Below are 16034 nucleotides of genomic sequence, written 5' to 3'. Positions count from 1 at the left end.
AAGATCAAACTCTCCAAAAAAGTTTGGGATACGACTGACACCGATCAGCCGTTCATTGGCTTCGCTTATTTTTGTGGATTTCAAGGGGTAAGTCATTCAGCCGATATACACATCAGCATTCCGACTTCCTGCCTCTGACATCCATCTGTCATACTGGCTGTTTTGTTCAGTTTTCAAGGAGCAACGAATTGTCTGTCGCTGTCTTTCCCCGACAGCAAAAATTATTATATCACCGTCATAACCGACTGTCAATACTTTTTTAAATAAAATTGATCAATGGAATGAATGAGTGAATTAAATGTGTGCTGTTTTTAAGCAGCAAGAGTTATATTACTACCTCACAAGAAAAAAGTCAATGGTATACAACAAAGAAATTCAATGAATTTTTTCCTGAATAAACACCATACATAATATGCATGAAAATGGAACAAAGTAATCCAACCAGACAGTCCGAGGTGATATAAATGAAAAATGGTATTCGATTACTAGTGTTTGCGTTATTACTGATTCCATTTACGGTGATGGCAGAAGAAAATAATAAACCGGCTCCCAAACACCTTGCTTCCTATAACAACGATGTAACCGGTGATACGGAGAAGGAAACCATTACATTAAAAGGAGTATCATTTGCAGACGATACAAAATACTACATGGATACCTGGGCTTTCCTATCTTCTAAAGATGGAGGCGAATGGGAAATCCAGTATGATGGCGGCTATGAACCGCAAATGCATTTCCATGATTTAAATCATGACGGTGTAAAGGATATTCTGTATCAGAGTTTATCTAACAAAAAGGCCAATTTGTATGACTATCAACTGCATACCGTACAAAAAAACCAACTTAAACAAATACCGCTTCCAAAGCAAACATTTATTCAAGCCATGTTCAAAGATGATTTTCAAGTGGAAGTAAAAATTGCGCCTGATAAAGATCCCTCTATCGTGGATATTAGTGATCGAGATTCCCGTTACATTGAACTCGGTATTTATGATCAAAATGGAGAGTTAATTGAAGAAAACGCCCCCATGATTGAGCCGATTGCGTCCTTTAAACCAGTTAAAATCAATAAGCAAAAAGGATATGGATTAAAAAGTAAACAACGAATCAGTGGCGCGTTCCGCAGTGATCAACTCGGAACGGTGGAAACCTTATGGTATTTTGAAAAAGATCAATGGATTATTTTAAAGACGGAATGGGTACCAAGCAATTAATATCACGTCCTCCCTTTCTGCTTTATGACGACTGACCCGCAATAATCCATTATTAAAAAAGGATCTCCTCCCATACACTGGGCGAGATCCTTTTGATAAACGAAATCACGTTAATTGGCCACGATATTAACAAGCTTCCCTGGCACGACAATTACTTTGCGCACCGTTTTTCCTTCCAGAAACTCCTGAATTTTTTCATGCTGAAGCGCTTGTTTTTCCAGTTCTTCTTTCGATATATCTTTTGGTGCGGTCATTTTGGCTCGTACTTTGCCCATCACCTGCAGAACAACTTCCACTTCATCCTCGACAAGTTTGTTTTCGTCGTACCCGGGCCATTCCGCATAACTGATGGTTTCCGGATACCCCAGAACCTCCCACATTTCTTCAGACAAATGGGGAGCAACCGGGGAAAGCAATTTAACAAATCCTTCCACATACTTTTTCGGAATCGTTTCGGCTTTGTACCCTTCGTTGATAAACACCATCAGCTGTGAAATGCCGGTATTGAAATGTAGATTTTCAAAATCCTCGGTTACCTTTTTAACGGTTTCATGATACACCTTGTCCAGCGGGGAAGCATCGTCCGTGTCAGCAATCTTTTCAGACAACCCGCCCTGCTCATTCACAAATAGGCGCCATACGCGATCCAAAAAGCGGCGCGCTCCGTCCAAACCATTTGTCGACCAGGCAACGGCTGCCTCCAAAGGACCCATGAACATTTCATACAGCCGTAATGTATCGGCACCATGTGTTGAAATGATATCATCCGGGTTAATGACATTACCTTTGGATTTACTCATTTTTTCGTTGCCTTCACCAAGGATCATTCCTTGATTGAAGAGCTTCATGAATGGCTCTTTCGTCGGTACGACACCAATGTCATACAAAAACTTATGCCAGAATCGCGCATACAAAAGGTGAAGCACGGCGTGTTCAGCACCACCGATATAAATATCAACCGGGAGCCATTCTTTTAAAGCGTCAGGATCCGCTAATCCGTCCGGGTTATTTGGATCGATAAACCGCAAGAAATACCAGCAACTTCCGGCCCATTGCGGCATAGTGTTCGTTTCACGCCGGCCTTTCATACCTGTTTCGGGATCCTGAACTTGGACCCAAGGACTCGTTGCCAGTGGCGACTCCCCGGTTCCGGATGGCTTTATTTCATCCATTTCCGGCAATTCAAGCGGCAATTCATTCTCTGGGACAGCACTCATAGAGCCATCTTCCCAGTGAATGATGGGAATCGGCTCTCCCCAATAACGCTGTCTGGAAAACAGCCAATCTCTAAGTCGATAGGTCACTTTTCGTGTTCCGATGTCATTCGTTTCCAACCATTCAATCATTTTAGCAATGGCATCATCGGTATACAGACCGTTAAGGAAATCGGAATTAACGTGTTCCCCGTCTTCGGTATAAGCATCTTCAGAAAGATCTCCACCGGCAACCACTTCTTTAATCGGCAATTCAAATTGCTGAGCAAATGCGTAGTCGCGCTCGTCATGGCCAGGAACCGCCATAATGGCACCACTTCCATAACCCATCAATACATAATCGGCAATCCAGATTGGCATTTTTTCGTTATTAACCGGATTAATGGCGTAAGCACCTGTAAAGACACCGGTTTTTTCTTTAGCCAGGTCGGTTCGCTCCAGTTCTGACTTCGTTTCTATCTCCTTTAGATACGCATCCACTTTTGCTTGTTGCTGAGGTGTCACGATTTTCTCTACAAGCGGATGCTCCGGTGCAAAGACAGCATACGTTGCGCCAAACAATGTATCCGGTCTGGTTGTAAAGGCCGTGAATGCATCTGTTTGACCATCGATAGAAAATGTCACCTCAGCACCCTCGGATCGGCCAATCCAGTTTCGTTGCATCTCTTTAATGCTATCCGGCCAGTCAACATCGTCGAGATCATCCAGAAGACGGTCTGCATAGGAGGTGATCCGCAGCATCCATTGTTTCATCGGTTTGCGCACAACTGGATGACCGCCACGTTCACTCTTACCGTCGATCACTTCTTCATTGGCAAGGACGGTACCAAGCGCCGGGCACCAATTGACTGGAATTTCATCCATATAAGCCAATCCATGTTCATACAATTTAAGGAAGATCCATTGTGTCCATTTATAATAATTCGGATCGGTCGTATTGATTTCACGATCCCAGTCGTAGGAAAAGCCGAGTTCTTTAATTTGCCGTTTGAACGTCGCAATATTTTCGTTTGTGAATGCTGCCGGACTGTTGCCTGTATCAATCGCATGCTGTTCCGCCGGCAAGCCAAACGCATCCCAGCCCATTGGATGAAGCACTTCATAGCCCTGCATCCGTTTCATCCGGGAGTAAATATCCGTTGCGGTATAGCCTTCCGGATGTCCAACATGCAATCCGGCCCCCGATGGATAAGGGAACATATCCAGTGCATACACTTTTTCCTTATTCGAAAATGTATCGGCTTTAAATGTTTTATGTTCAGCCCAATAATTCTGCCATTTCTTTTCGATTTCTTGATGATTGAAGCTCATCACGTGTCCTCCCTTATTCTTTTTTACGGACGGCAAGCAGCATTTCCATACGGGCTTGTCTGCATCAGTCATTTTTTAATAAAAAAGCCACTCATCCCTCTTGTAAGGGACGAGAAGCTTCTCCCGCGGTACCACCCAAATTAACGCAGCACTGGCGTTCACTTATTCCTTAACGCAGATGGACGGCACAAGACGACTGATGGATGATTCGTCCGTGCAGCTTAAAGGTGCGTTCACAAACCCCCAGGGGACAGATAACACTAGCTACTGCCTTGCTTTACCCGGAACGATTCATTACGGCTCCTTTTCTTCAACGGTCAGCTATGTATAACGCATTCTAGCTAATGCACCAATCTTTGTCAAATGTTATCGAGTGTGTAACGTTTCCATTGTTTCTATTTCATGCTAAACTAATCATAGCACGTTACATAAAGGAGTACAAACATTCATGATAAAGGGAATTCTCAAGTATGCACATCATTTGCTGAGTGAATCGATTACCGGGGGAGATACCGTTATCGATGCCACATGCGGCAATGGCAACGACACCGTTTTTCTTAGCAAGACTGTCGGCACTAACGGACATGTTTACGGTTTCGACATTCAGGAGCAGGCCATCATTCATACCAGGGATCGCCTTGCTCGGGAACAATTGACTAACGCAACCATTATTCACGACAGTCATAGCAACTTTATCCACCACATTCCGGTTGACCGTCTCACCCGTCTCGGCGGAGCTATTTTTAATCTTGGTTATCTTCCCGGAAGTGACAAAACCGTTATTACGAATAGTGAAACAACGATTCTGGCGATGGAAGGTATTCTGTCCCACTTAAAGCAAAACGGACTCATCGTACTTGTTATTTATCACGGTCATAAAGGCGGGGACCAGGAAAAAGAGCACCTTCTGCATTATGTAAGTCTGCTCGATCAAACATACTACCATGTTTTATATTATGGTTTTATCAATCAGAAAAACGAGCCTCCCTTCATACTGGCCATTCAAAAAAGACATTAAAGGAAAACGCCCATAACAAACGATTGCTGTTCGTTATATGCGGAATAAACGATTAATTTTCCCTGCTGCTTTTCCGGTTCGCTGCCTTTTGGCCTACCGGAAAACGGGCCTTTGTTTTACAGAACCAATGATAAGCTTTCGCATTCCAGTGAAAAAAGGATGAAGAATGGCCACTTTCGCGAAACAATAGTGTTTTCATATCCCTACCGTTGTTTAGGTTGTTCACTTTCGGGTCGCCCAGATATAGCCCAATAAGGCCTTGATATACCATTTTATGGAAGGGTCTATCCATCAGCTGTTGAACATAACGATCTGCCTGCCTGATAAAATAGCAGAATCGTTCTTTCATCTGATCAACGCTTTCATAATAACGGCAGAAATTCAAATCACCTTCAAGCGTATCTTCCTTTTGGTCAATATAATAATCTAAGAGAATATGCAACCCTTGCATATAAGGGAAATAACTTTCCATGATACGTGTGGCCATGTTTTCGTTCATTCGGCCGCACATGGTATAGGAAACGAGACAGAATACACCCAGGGTTGAACCGGCAGCAGCCGCAAACTCATGCCAGTATAACGAATAGGATGGGCCTTCGTGGTTATGGAACCAGGCCGTTAACCGGCTGATTCGCTCATCCATCCTGACATGTTTATGGACTTGCAAATCACTGTATAGATGTTCCAATTCGGATAAGTGTTCCTGGATAATACCGTAGTTGGCCATGTTCCGCATCGTTTTTTGACACTCCCGGACTAAATCGGCCAAGTATTCGCCATCATCCTGCTCATCATGAAATGCATAGTAATTTTTAATGGGATTATCTTGAGTCAATGCATCGGTCATGGCTTGATGCAGTTGCCGGAAATCGTCCGGATCCATCGACGTGCTCCGATCACACAGATTATCCAAATAATCACTTATCGTCTGATAGGCAACGATGAAACGCACCGCCTCATGCCATCGATAGCCGGCAAGTAAAGCATAAACAGCTCCACCCATACAATGAAACCGCTTTGAACCCATGCTTGCCAGGGCCTGATCCCGCAATTCATTATCCGGTATTTGTTCCGCACGCGTTTGCCAATGTGTTAATTCGTGACGGACTGCTGGGAAGATGTATCTATACACCGCAGTCATTAATGTCATAGGTGTTCTCGGTACGCTGTAACCCAACCCATTCCCTCCAATAGCTTCGACAACAGTTCAGCCCCTTCTTCAGTGACAAGGGACTTTGGCATTTGTTAAAACATCCGGTTTGTCTCCTTCTTTCACAAACACTATACTACTAATATCACCATATTTTGGAGGCGGATTCAAATGATAGACCACTTTAAGCAAACCGAACCCACGATTCATCCATCTGTTTTCATTGCACACGATGCCGACGTAATCGGAGACGTTACTATTCAGGAAGATTCCAGTGTCTGGTTCAAAACCGTTATCCGTGGCGATGTGGCACCGACAAGAATCGGTTCCAGAGTTAATATCCAGGATCTGTCGCTGCTCCATCAAAGCCCTGACTTGCCGATAACGATTGAGGATGATGTAACGATCGGCCACCAAGTCACACTGCATGCATGCACAGTCAGGAACAATGCCCTGATTGGCATGGGGTCCCTTATTCTGGACGATGCCGAAATCGGAGAATATGCCTTTATCGGTGCGGGAAGTCTCGTTCCACCTGGCAAAACCATACCTCCCTATTCGCTTGCATTAGGACGACCAGCCAAGGTTGTTCGCGCATTGACCAAAGAAGACTATGACGAAATGGCGCGCGTTGGAAAATCCTATGTTGACAAAGGGCGGTATTATAAACATCACACCAATACCGGCCAATCGTTTTAACCATACAGCTTCTTATAACGTAAAACGTCAATTATCGGTTTTTTATCTTTCATCAATAGTTCATTGAACATAAATCAGGCGGCTACGATCGTTAGCGAACGTAACCGCCTGTTTTTAATATACATTATTTCATCCGGTCTTTTCGACAGTTCCAACATCTTGTTCACTCAGGGACAATGCGTTCAAATCATATTTATTCTCCACAAAAATCTGATGCCATAACATAAACATGAGAACTGTCCAAATTTTGCGGCTGTAATCCCCCTTGTCTTGACAATGAGCGTCAAGCAGTTCAAGGATGTATGATTTATGCAGCAAATGATCTGTGGAACTGTCATGAATCAACTGTTTTGCCCAATCATACAATTCATTCTTTAACCAATGGCGGATAGGAACAGGAAACCCAAGCTTTTTCCGATCGAGCACATGATCTGGTATTATACCGCGTGACGCTTCACGCAATATGCTTTTCGTCGTGCCATTGGCTGTTTTTAATTGAGGTGGCAGTTGACTTGCCACTCGGAATACCTCTTTATCCAAAAAAGGTACACGAAGCTCCAGAGAATGAGCCATCGTCGTCCGATCCGCTTTTAACAAAATATCCCCGCGCATCCACGTATGAATGTCAATATACTGCATTTGATTAATGAGCGGACCATCGCTCATCTGATCATATAATGGCTCCGTTATTTTCCGATAGGATAAGTCATCCCGGAATGACTTCAGGAACGTTTGCTTTTCATCATCTTCAAACATTTTAGCATTGCCGATGTAGCGATCCCGCAATGGGGTGGTTCCCCGCTGGAGGAAGCTTTTGCCGCGTACCCCTTCCGGCATGACATCAGCGACTCGGCGCAGCAGGTGTTTAGCGGGAGCCGGGATAGAGTCAAACAGTTTCAATGATTCGGGTTCACGATAAATATTGTAACCGCCGAACAGTTCATCAGCGCCCTCACCGGACAAAACGACGGCGACATGCTTCCGTGCCTCGCGTGCCACAAAGTATAGCGGCACACAAGCTGGATCAGCAAGCGGGTCATCCATATGCCACATGATTTTCGGGAGATTGGCCACATATTCCTCCGGGGTGATTCGATAAGCTATGTTTTCCACTCCGAGTTTGTCTGCTGTTTCTTTAGCAACATCAACTTCGGAATAGCCTTCGCGTTCAAAGCCAACGGAAAATGTCTTGATGTCCGGATTTATTTCTTTTGCTATGGCGGCAATAATCGTTGAATCAATACCGCCGGATAGAAACGATCCGACCGGAACATCGCTGCGCATATGCATCTTAACCGAATCAGACATGACATCCCGGATACGTTTTATCCAATCCTGCTTGTCCATCAATACCGGGGAGAATGACGCCTGCCAATAGCGATGCTGCGTCATCTTTTCAGACGGCCGTTTTATAAAGTAATGTCCGGGTTCCATTTTTTGAATGCTCGTTGTCATGGTCATTGGCTCCGGTACAAATTGGAAACTCAAATAATGCTGCAATGCCTCCAGGTTGACATCGTCATGTTCATACATGGAGAGAATGCTTTTCTTCTCAGAAGCGAAAACCATTTCCTCGTCCGTTTCCCGATAAAATAACGGTTTAATGCCAAATGGATCACGTGCGCCGTACAGTGTTTCCTGTTCTTTGTCCCAAATAAGAATGGAAAACATGCCGCGCAAATGGGCAAATGCCTTTTCTTTATATTTTTTGAACAAAGCTGCAATAACTTCTGTGTCCGACTCCGTAGTAAACGTATAACCTTCTGCAGTCAAATCACGACGAAGTTCAACATAATTATAGATTTCACCATTGAAGACGATTAAGATGGTATCATCATCATAGCTTAAAGGCTGCTGACCGCTGTCAGGATCGATAATGCTTAATCGCCGGAACCCAAACGAAACGTAAGCATCATGATAATACCCTTCATCGTCAGGGCCTCTATGTGTCATTACGTTATTCTGCTGTTTAAACGATTTTTTCTCTTCCTCATTGGGTACCGCAGGGTCATTGCGTATCAAACCAATAAAACCACACATTTTCTTGCCTCACTTTCTATCATGTTGCTTGTTTATTATATCAAAAACCAACGACCTATAACGACAAAAAACGCTTGACTATCGTGTTGCACGACAGACGCACACCAACGACAATGGTGAAGATTGTTGATACTGAATTAACGTTTTTCCATCATATCATTAAAATTCAATTTTCTATTTAGAGCATACATTATTGGGATCCCGATAGCCATAATTCCGAATTCCCCCATAGCAGTCAACAGCCATGTCAACAGAAATGGCAAACCAGCTGCAAGATAGAGTTCAAACGCAATGATAAACATATTGAATGTAAATACGATCGTGTTGATGACGAGCAATGTCAACTTATGTTTAATAAATTTAGCCAAAAGTATGATGATTCCTAGCGATAGCGCCGAGTGAGCAACGCCAAATGTTAAATCGTACACACCAGTCGGCGAAAATAAATTCGTCAAGAGGACACCCAATACGATGCCGAAAAAATATTTTTTATTGAAGACAACGAGGTGGTTGAACACTTCAGGGATGCGAAACTGAATGTTCGAGAAGGCAATCGGTGCGATGGCCAATGACACAACGACATAAGTAGCTGCCACCAGTGCATTGGCGGTTAACGTTTTGATATTCAATTATATCACTCCTTAGTTTTTTATCGTGGGATGGTTTCGAACCACGGTTTGGAGATACTCGTTCCAAACGATTCTATTATACCCGAAAAAAAGGAATGTGCAAGACGATTACTACACCAATATTAATCCATATCAGTTTGAACAACGATCGAGAAAGGATACAATGAAATTGGAGGAAATTAGACATTTACTAGAAGGAGGAAAATGTTATGGAAAACATTCTATTCATTGAAACGGGAATGGGTATTGACGTGCACGGTCAGGATGTCAACGTGGCGTCGGAACGGGCTGTGACCAACGCTATCCACTATAATTCCATGCCCGGCGTGCGAACCATGTTGCCGGACAATAGCTTGAATAATATGCACGTATATGTGAAGCTGGCTATTCCGGAAGATCATGATCAGTTGAACGAAGAGAATATCAAGGCACTTATTCCATATGGGACAGTCACTGTGGAAGTAATGAACGGAGGTATGGCCACGACGAGTGGCATTTATTTGGAGGACCAACAAGACACAAACGACCTTATGTATATTGTCAACGCGGTGGTGGAAGTAGGTTACTAACAACGAACACATAACTCCCCATGATGGCATCAATTACCAGACAACAAACGATATCAAACGTAACTTGAAGCGTGCCTGCCCTAATGGGGATGATGTGTATTTTGATAACGTCGGCGGGGAGGATATAAAACGCTGTTATGACACAATAGGAAGTAATTGGTGAGTCCTATGCTGAGACTAACCTTACTACCAGCATTTATCCTTCGTTAAACTGCCATTCAGCGGGCAGAAGGGCCCAATTGAATAACGTTTCACTTTATCAGAACATTGATTGGATCCCGCCTGTTTTTGGTTCTACATAATACCAGTTTCGAGTCGCTGTATGAGAAGCACTATCTTGTTCATGGTCCACGACATCATAGACATGAATGACGTATCGATCATTTTCCATATGATCGTATTCCACTTTTACATTTGGTTTATTTGTAAGCCCCGCATGATCACGAACCAACTTTTGCGCCTCTTTTCTTGTTAATTCCTGTTCGTTGTTCGCATGATTATTCCCTTGGTCATTCACGTCTTTCCTTGTCCTATTTCGTTTGTTGATCTTCCATTGTCCATCCTGAAGCTGGAATGTTACGGTTAAAGTGTAAGCCCCGTAAAGTTCGCTTTCCGCTTCTTGAATAACTTGATATGTTTGATCACTTAGCTTCTTTGTCTGATACGGCTGATTCGTATTAATCCATACGGGAGCATCTTGCGCCTCCAAATACAATTTGCCGTCTTTTTCATGGTAGTATTCGTTGACATACATTTGGGCTAGTTCTTTCGTTGTAACGTCTGTTAGCTTCTTGATTAATTCTGATTTTGAATCGAACGTTTGGACCCGGCCGTTCTTGTTCGTTTCCTGAATCAATAATTGTTGAAAGGTATGACTCAATGTTTCAACTGGCGGTTTTTCAGCCGCTTTATTATCCGGCTGATTTTGTCCGTTTTTCGTTTGTCCCTCATCTGCCTCATGATTGTTTTGACCCTTGTCAGAACCATCGTTGCTATGGCCGTCCATTTCCGTTTGCTGTTCCTGATTGCCAGACGTGTTCTCAGACTTTCCCTGATCATTCTCCGGTGTTCCACAGCCACTTAAACCAAGTACAAGAATTCCTGTCATTGCAATTGTGATAACCCATTTCATAAGCTCTCTTCCCTCCTAATGAGCGTACTTATAACACCATTCCCGTATTATATTTGTATGAATCAGATTCGTGAATTACAATTGTTAGAGTTTTTTCGGAAAGCACTTAACAAAGGTTGTTCCATAGAGCGAGCAAGTATGAGCAATGCTCGCTGATCCTAGTTATTTCTAGGCTTCTTTTGACAGAATCTACACACCCGCCTGCTATAAAACATAACATATAACGACTTTTGCACTATTGGAGTTGATTCAATTGAGTATTGCAGTCGGTACGCACTATATTTACACCGTTCAAGCGGGCGATACCCTTTACGAAATAGCTAATCGTTTTTCGAGTTCCCCACAAGCAATTGCTGAGGCAAATCATTTATATCCGCCAGTCACCGCTCCTGAATTAATCTTCCCCGGTCAACGATTAGTTGTCTCCACTGCCGGCAATATCGACACGTATTACATGGTAGCACCCGGAGATACACTAACTGATATTACCATACGTTTTTCGACTACCTATGGATTAATGACTGCAATGAACCCTGCTATCAATAACCCAGATGTTATCATCTCCAGCCAGCAGCTTGATGTCCCAGCCTTTATTTATAATGTAGAGAAAGGGGATACTCTCTTTCAAATTCAACAACGATTTGGCATTCACCGTTCAGAAATAATCAGAGCTAATCTTGGCCGCCCGGGCTTTTCACCTGATCTCATTTGGCCGGGATATTCACTAATTATTCCGCTTCCTTCCACAGCAAATATCACCGTCACTTACCCGATACCTGGAACGGTTATCCAAGATGGTTTCCCTGTTGCGGGATGGGTTCGCAGTTTTGAGGGAAATGTCCTCCATCAGATTCGTGATAGCAATGGCGTGATTGTATCCAATAAAAGGGCTGCCACTGCAAGCCAGGGTGCACCAGCTTACGGATTTTTCCAAAGCTCTTTGCCATTTGACAGGCAGCCCACCTCTGATATTGGGGACGTTTGGGTATATACGAGGAGTCCAAGAGATGACGAAATACAGGATTTGGTCCAGGTGAAAATTCATTTTATTATTTAAGGTGGGAATAGGGAGTCAGACATCCGCAAATAGCAATTCAAAACTACGAACAACCGGCTTCCAATCCCCGAATCAAGCTAGATAACACTTTTCACCTTTCTTATAGGATTATCGTGTTTATTAATTAATTCTACCACTCCTAAACTTAAAACCATGATAATTATTTGACATCATGCACCAAAACCACCATTTTGACATTAATTATGTTTTAATAGTATGAAAGACATAGTTCTCCCGGTATATAATAATGCCGTAATCATGAGGAGGTCCTATGAATTACGAGTCTGAATTAAACAAAGAACTTAAAAACCGTCATGATATTGAAACAGCCCTCAATGAGTCGTCAATTGTTGCTGTTACTGATCATCGCGGTGTCATTCAATCAGCTAATGAGAAATTCACTGAGTTGTCCAAGTACACGAATGAAGAACTGATTGGGAGCTATCAAAATATCATTAATTCCGGATATCACAGTCGTGCATTTTTTCATAATCTGTGGAAAACGATAGGATCCGGTAAGGTTTGGAAGGGTGAAATCAAAAATAAAGCCAAGGATGGAACTTATTATTGGGTTGAAACAACCATCATGCCATTCCTAAACGACAATGGAAAACCGTATCAATACATTTCCATACGTCATGATATTACGCAAAGGAAACAATATGAAGAAACCATCAAGCAGCTGGCGTATTATGATCAGCTAACATCATTGCCCAATCGTCATTTGCTTAACGAATGGGGAAACAACCTTGAAGAAAACCATAAGATAACGGTTTTCTTCCTGGATATTGATCGGTTTAAATCACTTAATGATAATTATGGCCATTATGCAGGAGATATCATCTTACAAAAAATTGCTGACAGACTCCGGAGTTGTCTGCGTGATTCGGATTTCATCGTGAGAGAAGGCGGTGATGAGTTTATCATCTTACTGGATAACGTCTATAAGCGTGAAGATATTGAGACATTTGCCAGTAAGATTATCGACCAATTTGAGAAGCCGATTTATATTGATTACCAGTCAATCAGGGTGACAACCAGTATAGGTATTAGCACTAATCAACTCCTGCCAGGGCATGATCATCGGTCAAAAGCCATTGAAACATTTATCCGGAACGCCGATACAGCCATGTACCATGCCAAAAAGCAAGGTGGCAACACGTATTGCTTTAACACACAAAGTCAAAACCATGATATGGAACGCTATCAGCATATGGAACATGAACTAAGATTTGCTCTTGAGAATGATCAGTTCACCATTGTCTATCAGCCTTTTATCGGATTAGAAAGCGAAGAGGTTGTTGGTTTGGAATCGCTGCTGCGCTGGTATAGTCCGTATTTAGGTGCTGTGTCACCCGCAGAATTCATTCCACTTTTGGAAGAATTAGGGCTAATTATCCCTGTCGGCAAATGGATTCTTAAGTCCGTCTGTCAGCAATTAAAGGAATGGCAGAATGAAGGTATTTTTTTACAGAGAGTTTCCGTTAATGTATCGCCCGTCCAATTAAGAAATCGAGACTTCGTCAATGATTTAAAAGCTATTTTAACGGAAACAAAGATTGATCCAGCCTATTTGGATTTAGAGTTGACAGAAGGAACCATTCTCAATGTCAGCGAATCAGCAGCAGTCATTAACGATCTGCAGGCATTGGGTGTCAACATCTCCATTGATGACTTTGGAACAGGGTATTCGTCACTCAATTATCTCAAGCAGTTGCCTATCAATACCCTTAAAATTGATAAATCTTTCATTCATGATTTGGACTTTGACGACGACGTCATCGTCAATACCATCATTAATATGGGACAGAATCTTAATTTCACGGTTTTGGCTGAAGGCATTGAAAGTTATGACCAATTGGCCTACCTCCAAAATCAAAACTGCCATGAAGGTCAGGGATTCTATTGGAGTAAACCGGTTAATGCAACAGCTATTCCTTATTTATACAACAACAATGGACAAGAACAATATGGCGCACCTGCCAGCAAACATTAATAGTTAAAAAGCGCATCAGGTATGGATTGCATCAAACCATACCTGATGCGCTTACGCTCATGTTAGTTGTTGGTATAAAAATTTCTAGTTTACCTTACCGCCATCGTATGAAAAGACCACAGCCGATCTTAATGCGAACAGTGTCAGGCACTGTTCATTTTGAAAATGGAGGAGATTTTATGATGCTTGAACTTATTTGTGTAGAACTTCTCTGTAAAGGAGCCCTTTATGGCTTATACTCTTCACCGCTTCGTATGTAATGATCAACGAAAGAGAAGGCATCATCTAAGGTTAAGATGTCCCAATTTTCCTTTCGTTGGCCCCTGTTACCGGGTACATGATGATGATGATGAGGTTCTGACTTAATTTTGTATTTCCCCGGGGTCCATGATGCATCGTGTAGCTCATTTTCCCAAGCCGAAATATGATTATACAGTTTTCCCATTTTTGGAATGATAACTTTCCATTGGTAATGGTACTCTATAACAAAGCCATCTTCATATTTTTCGGTTGCATGTAACCCTGTCTTCCCGTGTACAGGGTGCTCTATCAGTGGAAACAGCACTGATAACTTATTATTGGTCCGCTTATAATTACCGTATATCGAATCCTTTGGTGACAATTCAATATAATTGCAGAACAAGTCACCATATTTCCCTAATATCTCTGGTATGTTCGCAGGGAGAAGGATTTTTTCCGTCTCACTACTCAATATCCTTCTCTCCTATAATTTGATTGGTTAGCTGCTCTTCCTCTTCAAGGAGATCCCGCCATTCATAATAATCAGAGGGGTCATCCATCATATCAATGTCTATTCCTTCAAAGGATTTTTCAATATAAGGCGTCTTGTATTTCTTTTTGTATTGCATCAATTCTTCATAAACTTCACTTAACCGTTCTTCAGGTGTTTGACGTAATCGCTTCTTCTCTTGATAGAGGTATTGCATCTTAATACAATACACTGGGTCCTTCCAAAGATCTACCGCATGTTTTGGAATCTTATTATGAGAAGACGTATCAATATGTTCAAACCCCTGCTTCATATATTTGTTCAGGGTGACGTTAGATACGCCTAGAAGACTTGCTGCTTGTTTTGGTTTGATCAAATAGTCCTCCCGATATTCGAAAATAATATCTTTACCACTAATTTGATAATACCATTCCTCTAAATCCAGCTTAAGTTTTCCAAATTCCAAATCACTGGTTGGCATGCTAAGTAACATCAGACGTTTTAACCATTCTAATAACGCTAGACGGTTTTTATCCGATAAAATGTATTGCTCATTGAAATGAAGGTAGGTCGTATCAAAGGTAATTTCCTTTAGGCGATCCTTAAAAGTCCCTATCATGATGACGATAATTTGGCTCAAAATATAACTTGTCTCTTTTTCAATCTTTGATTTACTTTTTAACTTATAAGCATTTTCAATGTCTTTTTCTGTTTCTTCAAATATCGTCGCAGTCATCATTTTCACCTCTCTCACCTCCATTATAGCTTTATTGTTAATAAAAAGTCAATTTTAATTAATTAACGATTTATACATAATCATTAATCATTCTATCCAGCCATAGAAAAAATATACGCGATGTTCCACAACAATCGCATTCAACTTTTACTTCTCTTTTTCTTCTAATACCGTTCCAGCTCTTATTCTATCTGTTCTTTCTATTCTATGTTTTTCCCATCTTTCTCCTCTTAGAAAACCGAATTCAACGATTCCCAAGTGTTGTATTCGAACGTACAACTTTTCCCAATACTTCTTCAAAGGTATCCACTTGTCTCCGTTGCTCATCTAAATAACGCTATTTGCTAATAATTCATTCTTTTATTGCTTTTCCCCTTTCCGCACTCTTGTATAACCATATGCGAGAAGCGTGGAAGGTAGACGAACAACGTTGCATTGAGAGCATAGGTACGATTCTCTAGGTGAACGGGTCAAGTAGGAGTGAACCTCTCAGCCTAACGGCTGATTGTGTATCACTCCCCTCTCAGAACCATGCGAGC

13 protein-coding genes and 1 riboswitch are annotated in these 16034 nt (G+C 42.1%); of the genes, 6 read left to right on the top strand and 7 right to left on the bottom strand.

Going from position 1 to position 16034, the window contains the following annotated elements:
• The first annotated feature begins 464 nt into the window (after nucleotides 1–464).
• On the top strand, nucleotides 465–1214 hold the full coding sequence (locus tag ABDZ72_RS06050) for a hypothetical protein (protein WP_343751790.1): 750 nt from the start codon (nucleotides 465–467) through the stop codon (nucleotides 1212–1214).
• 110 nt (nucleotides 1215–1324) lie between these two features.
• On the opposite strand, the gene leuS is transcribed toward ABDZ72_RS06050, so the two are convergent.
• Complete coding sequence (gene leuS, locus ABDZ72_RS06045) at nucleotides 1325–3739, bottom strand: leucine--tRNA ligase (RefSeq protein WP_343751789.1); 2415 nt, start codon at nucleotides 3737–3739, stop codon at nucleotides 1325–1327.
• 448 nt (nucleotides 3740–4187) lie between these two features.
• Here leuS and mnmM point away from each other — a divergent pair, with 448 nt between their 5' ends.
• Nucleotides 4188–4757 carry a tRNA 5-(aminomethyl)-2-thiouridylate-methyltransferase MnmM gene (mnmM, locus tag ABDZ72_RS06040; protein WP_343751788.1) on the top strand — a complete coding sequence of 190 codons (570 nt, stop codon included), beginning with the start codon at nucleotides 4188–4190 and terminating at the stop codon, nucleotides 4755–4757.
• Between the two features lie 52 nt (nucleotides 4758–4809).
• On the opposite strand, the gene ABDZ72_RS06035 is transcribed toward mnmM, so the two are convergent.
• Complete coding sequence (locus tag ABDZ72_RS06035; protein ID WP_343751786.1) at nucleotides 4810–5934, bottom strand: tetraprenyl-beta-curcumene synthase family protein; 1125 nt, start codon at nucleotides 5932–5934, stop codon at nucleotides 4810–4812.
• 144 nt (nucleotides 5935–6078) lie between these two features.
• Here ABDZ72_RS06035 and ABDZ72_RS06030 point away from each other — a divergent pair, with 144 nt between their 5' ends.
• Nucleotides 6079–6606 (top strand): gamma carbonic anhydrase, encoded by a 528-nt coding sequence (locus tag ABDZ72_RS06030; RefSeq protein ID WP_343751785.1) that lies wholly within the window; start codon nucleotides 6079–6081, stop codon nucleotides 6604–6606.
• A gap of 129 nt (nucleotides 6607–6735) precedes the next feature.
• Here the strand turns inward: ABDZ72_RS06030 and asnB are convergent, their stop codons facing one another.
• A complete protein-coding gene (gene asnB / locus ABDZ72_RS06025) occupies nucleotides 6736–8646 on the bottom strand; it encodes an asparagine synthase (glutamine-hydrolyzing) (RefSeq protein WP_343751784.1) in 1911 nt (636 codons plus the stop codon).
• A gap of 137 nt (nucleotides 8647–8783) precedes the next feature.
• A complete protein-coding gene (locus ABDZ72_RS06020; protein WP_343751783.1) occupies nucleotides 8784–9275 on the bottom strand; it encodes a QueT transporter family protein in 492 nt (163 codons plus the stop codon).
• Nucleotides 9276–9281: 6 nt separating this feature from the next.
• A riboswitch (PreQ1 riboswitch) is annotated at nucleotides 9282–9326 on the bottom strand.
• 158 nt (nucleotides 9327–9484) lie between these two features.
• Here ABDZ72_RS06020 and ABDZ72_RS06015 point away from each other — a divergent pair.
• Nucleotides 9485–9844 (top strand): Lin0512 family protein, encoded by a 360-nt coding sequence (locus ABDZ72_RS06015; RefSeq protein WP_343751781.1) that lies wholly within the window; start codon nucleotides 9485–9487, stop codon nucleotides 9842–9844.
• 259 nt (nucleotides 9845–10103) lie between these two features.
• Here the strand turns inward: ABDZ72_RS06015 and ABDZ72_RS06010 are convergent, their stop codons facing one another.
• Nucleotides 10104–10976, bottom strand: a complete 873-nt coding sequence (locus tag ABDZ72_RS06010; protein ID WP_343751780.1) for a hypothetical protein — start codon at nucleotides 10974–10976, stop codon at nucleotides 10104–10106.
• Nucleotides 10977–11229: 253 nt separating this feature from the next.
• Here ABDZ72_RS06010 and ABDZ72_RS06005 point away from each other — a divergent pair, with 253 nt between their 5' ends.
• Entirely contained in the window at nucleotides 11230–12033 is an 804-nt protein-coding gene (locus ABDZ72_RS06005; protein ID WP_343751779.1) for a LysM peptidoglycan-binding domain-containing protein, read from the top strand.
• 271 nt (nucleotides 12034–12304) lie between these two features.
• A complete protein-coding gene (locus ABDZ72_RS06000) occupies nucleotides 12305–14029 on the top strand; it encodes an EAL domain-containing protein (protein WP_343751778.1) in 1725 nt (574 codons plus the stop codon).
• Between the two features lie 226 nt (nucleotides 14030–14255).
• Here the strand turns inward: ABDZ72_RS06000 and ABDZ72_RS05995 are convergent, their stop codons facing one another.
• A complete protein-coding gene (locus ABDZ72_RS05995; protein WP_343751777.1) occupies nucleotides 14256–14741 on the bottom strand; it encodes a hypothetical protein in 486 nt (161 codons plus the stop codon).
• Nucleotides 14734–15504: a DNA-binding protein gene (locus ABDZ72_RS05990; protein WP_425542356.1), complete on the bottom strand. Its 771-nt coding sequence runs from the start codon at nucleotides 15502–15504 to the stop codon at nucleotides 14734–14736. Before ABDZ72_RS05990 ends, ABDZ72_RS05995 begins: the two co-directional genes overlap by 8 nt.
• Between the last annotated feature and the right edge of the window lie 530 nt (nucleotides 15505–16034).

It is taken from the genome of Lentibacillus halophilus, from assembly GCF_039522485.1.
In the GTDB taxonomy this organism is placed as follows: domain Bacteria; phylum Bacillota; class Bacilli; order Bacillales; family Amphibacillaceae; genus Lentibacillus; species Lentibacillus halophilus.
Note: the sequence above shows the minus strand (reverse complement) of the source record. Positions and strands in the feature narration are given on the sequence as shown.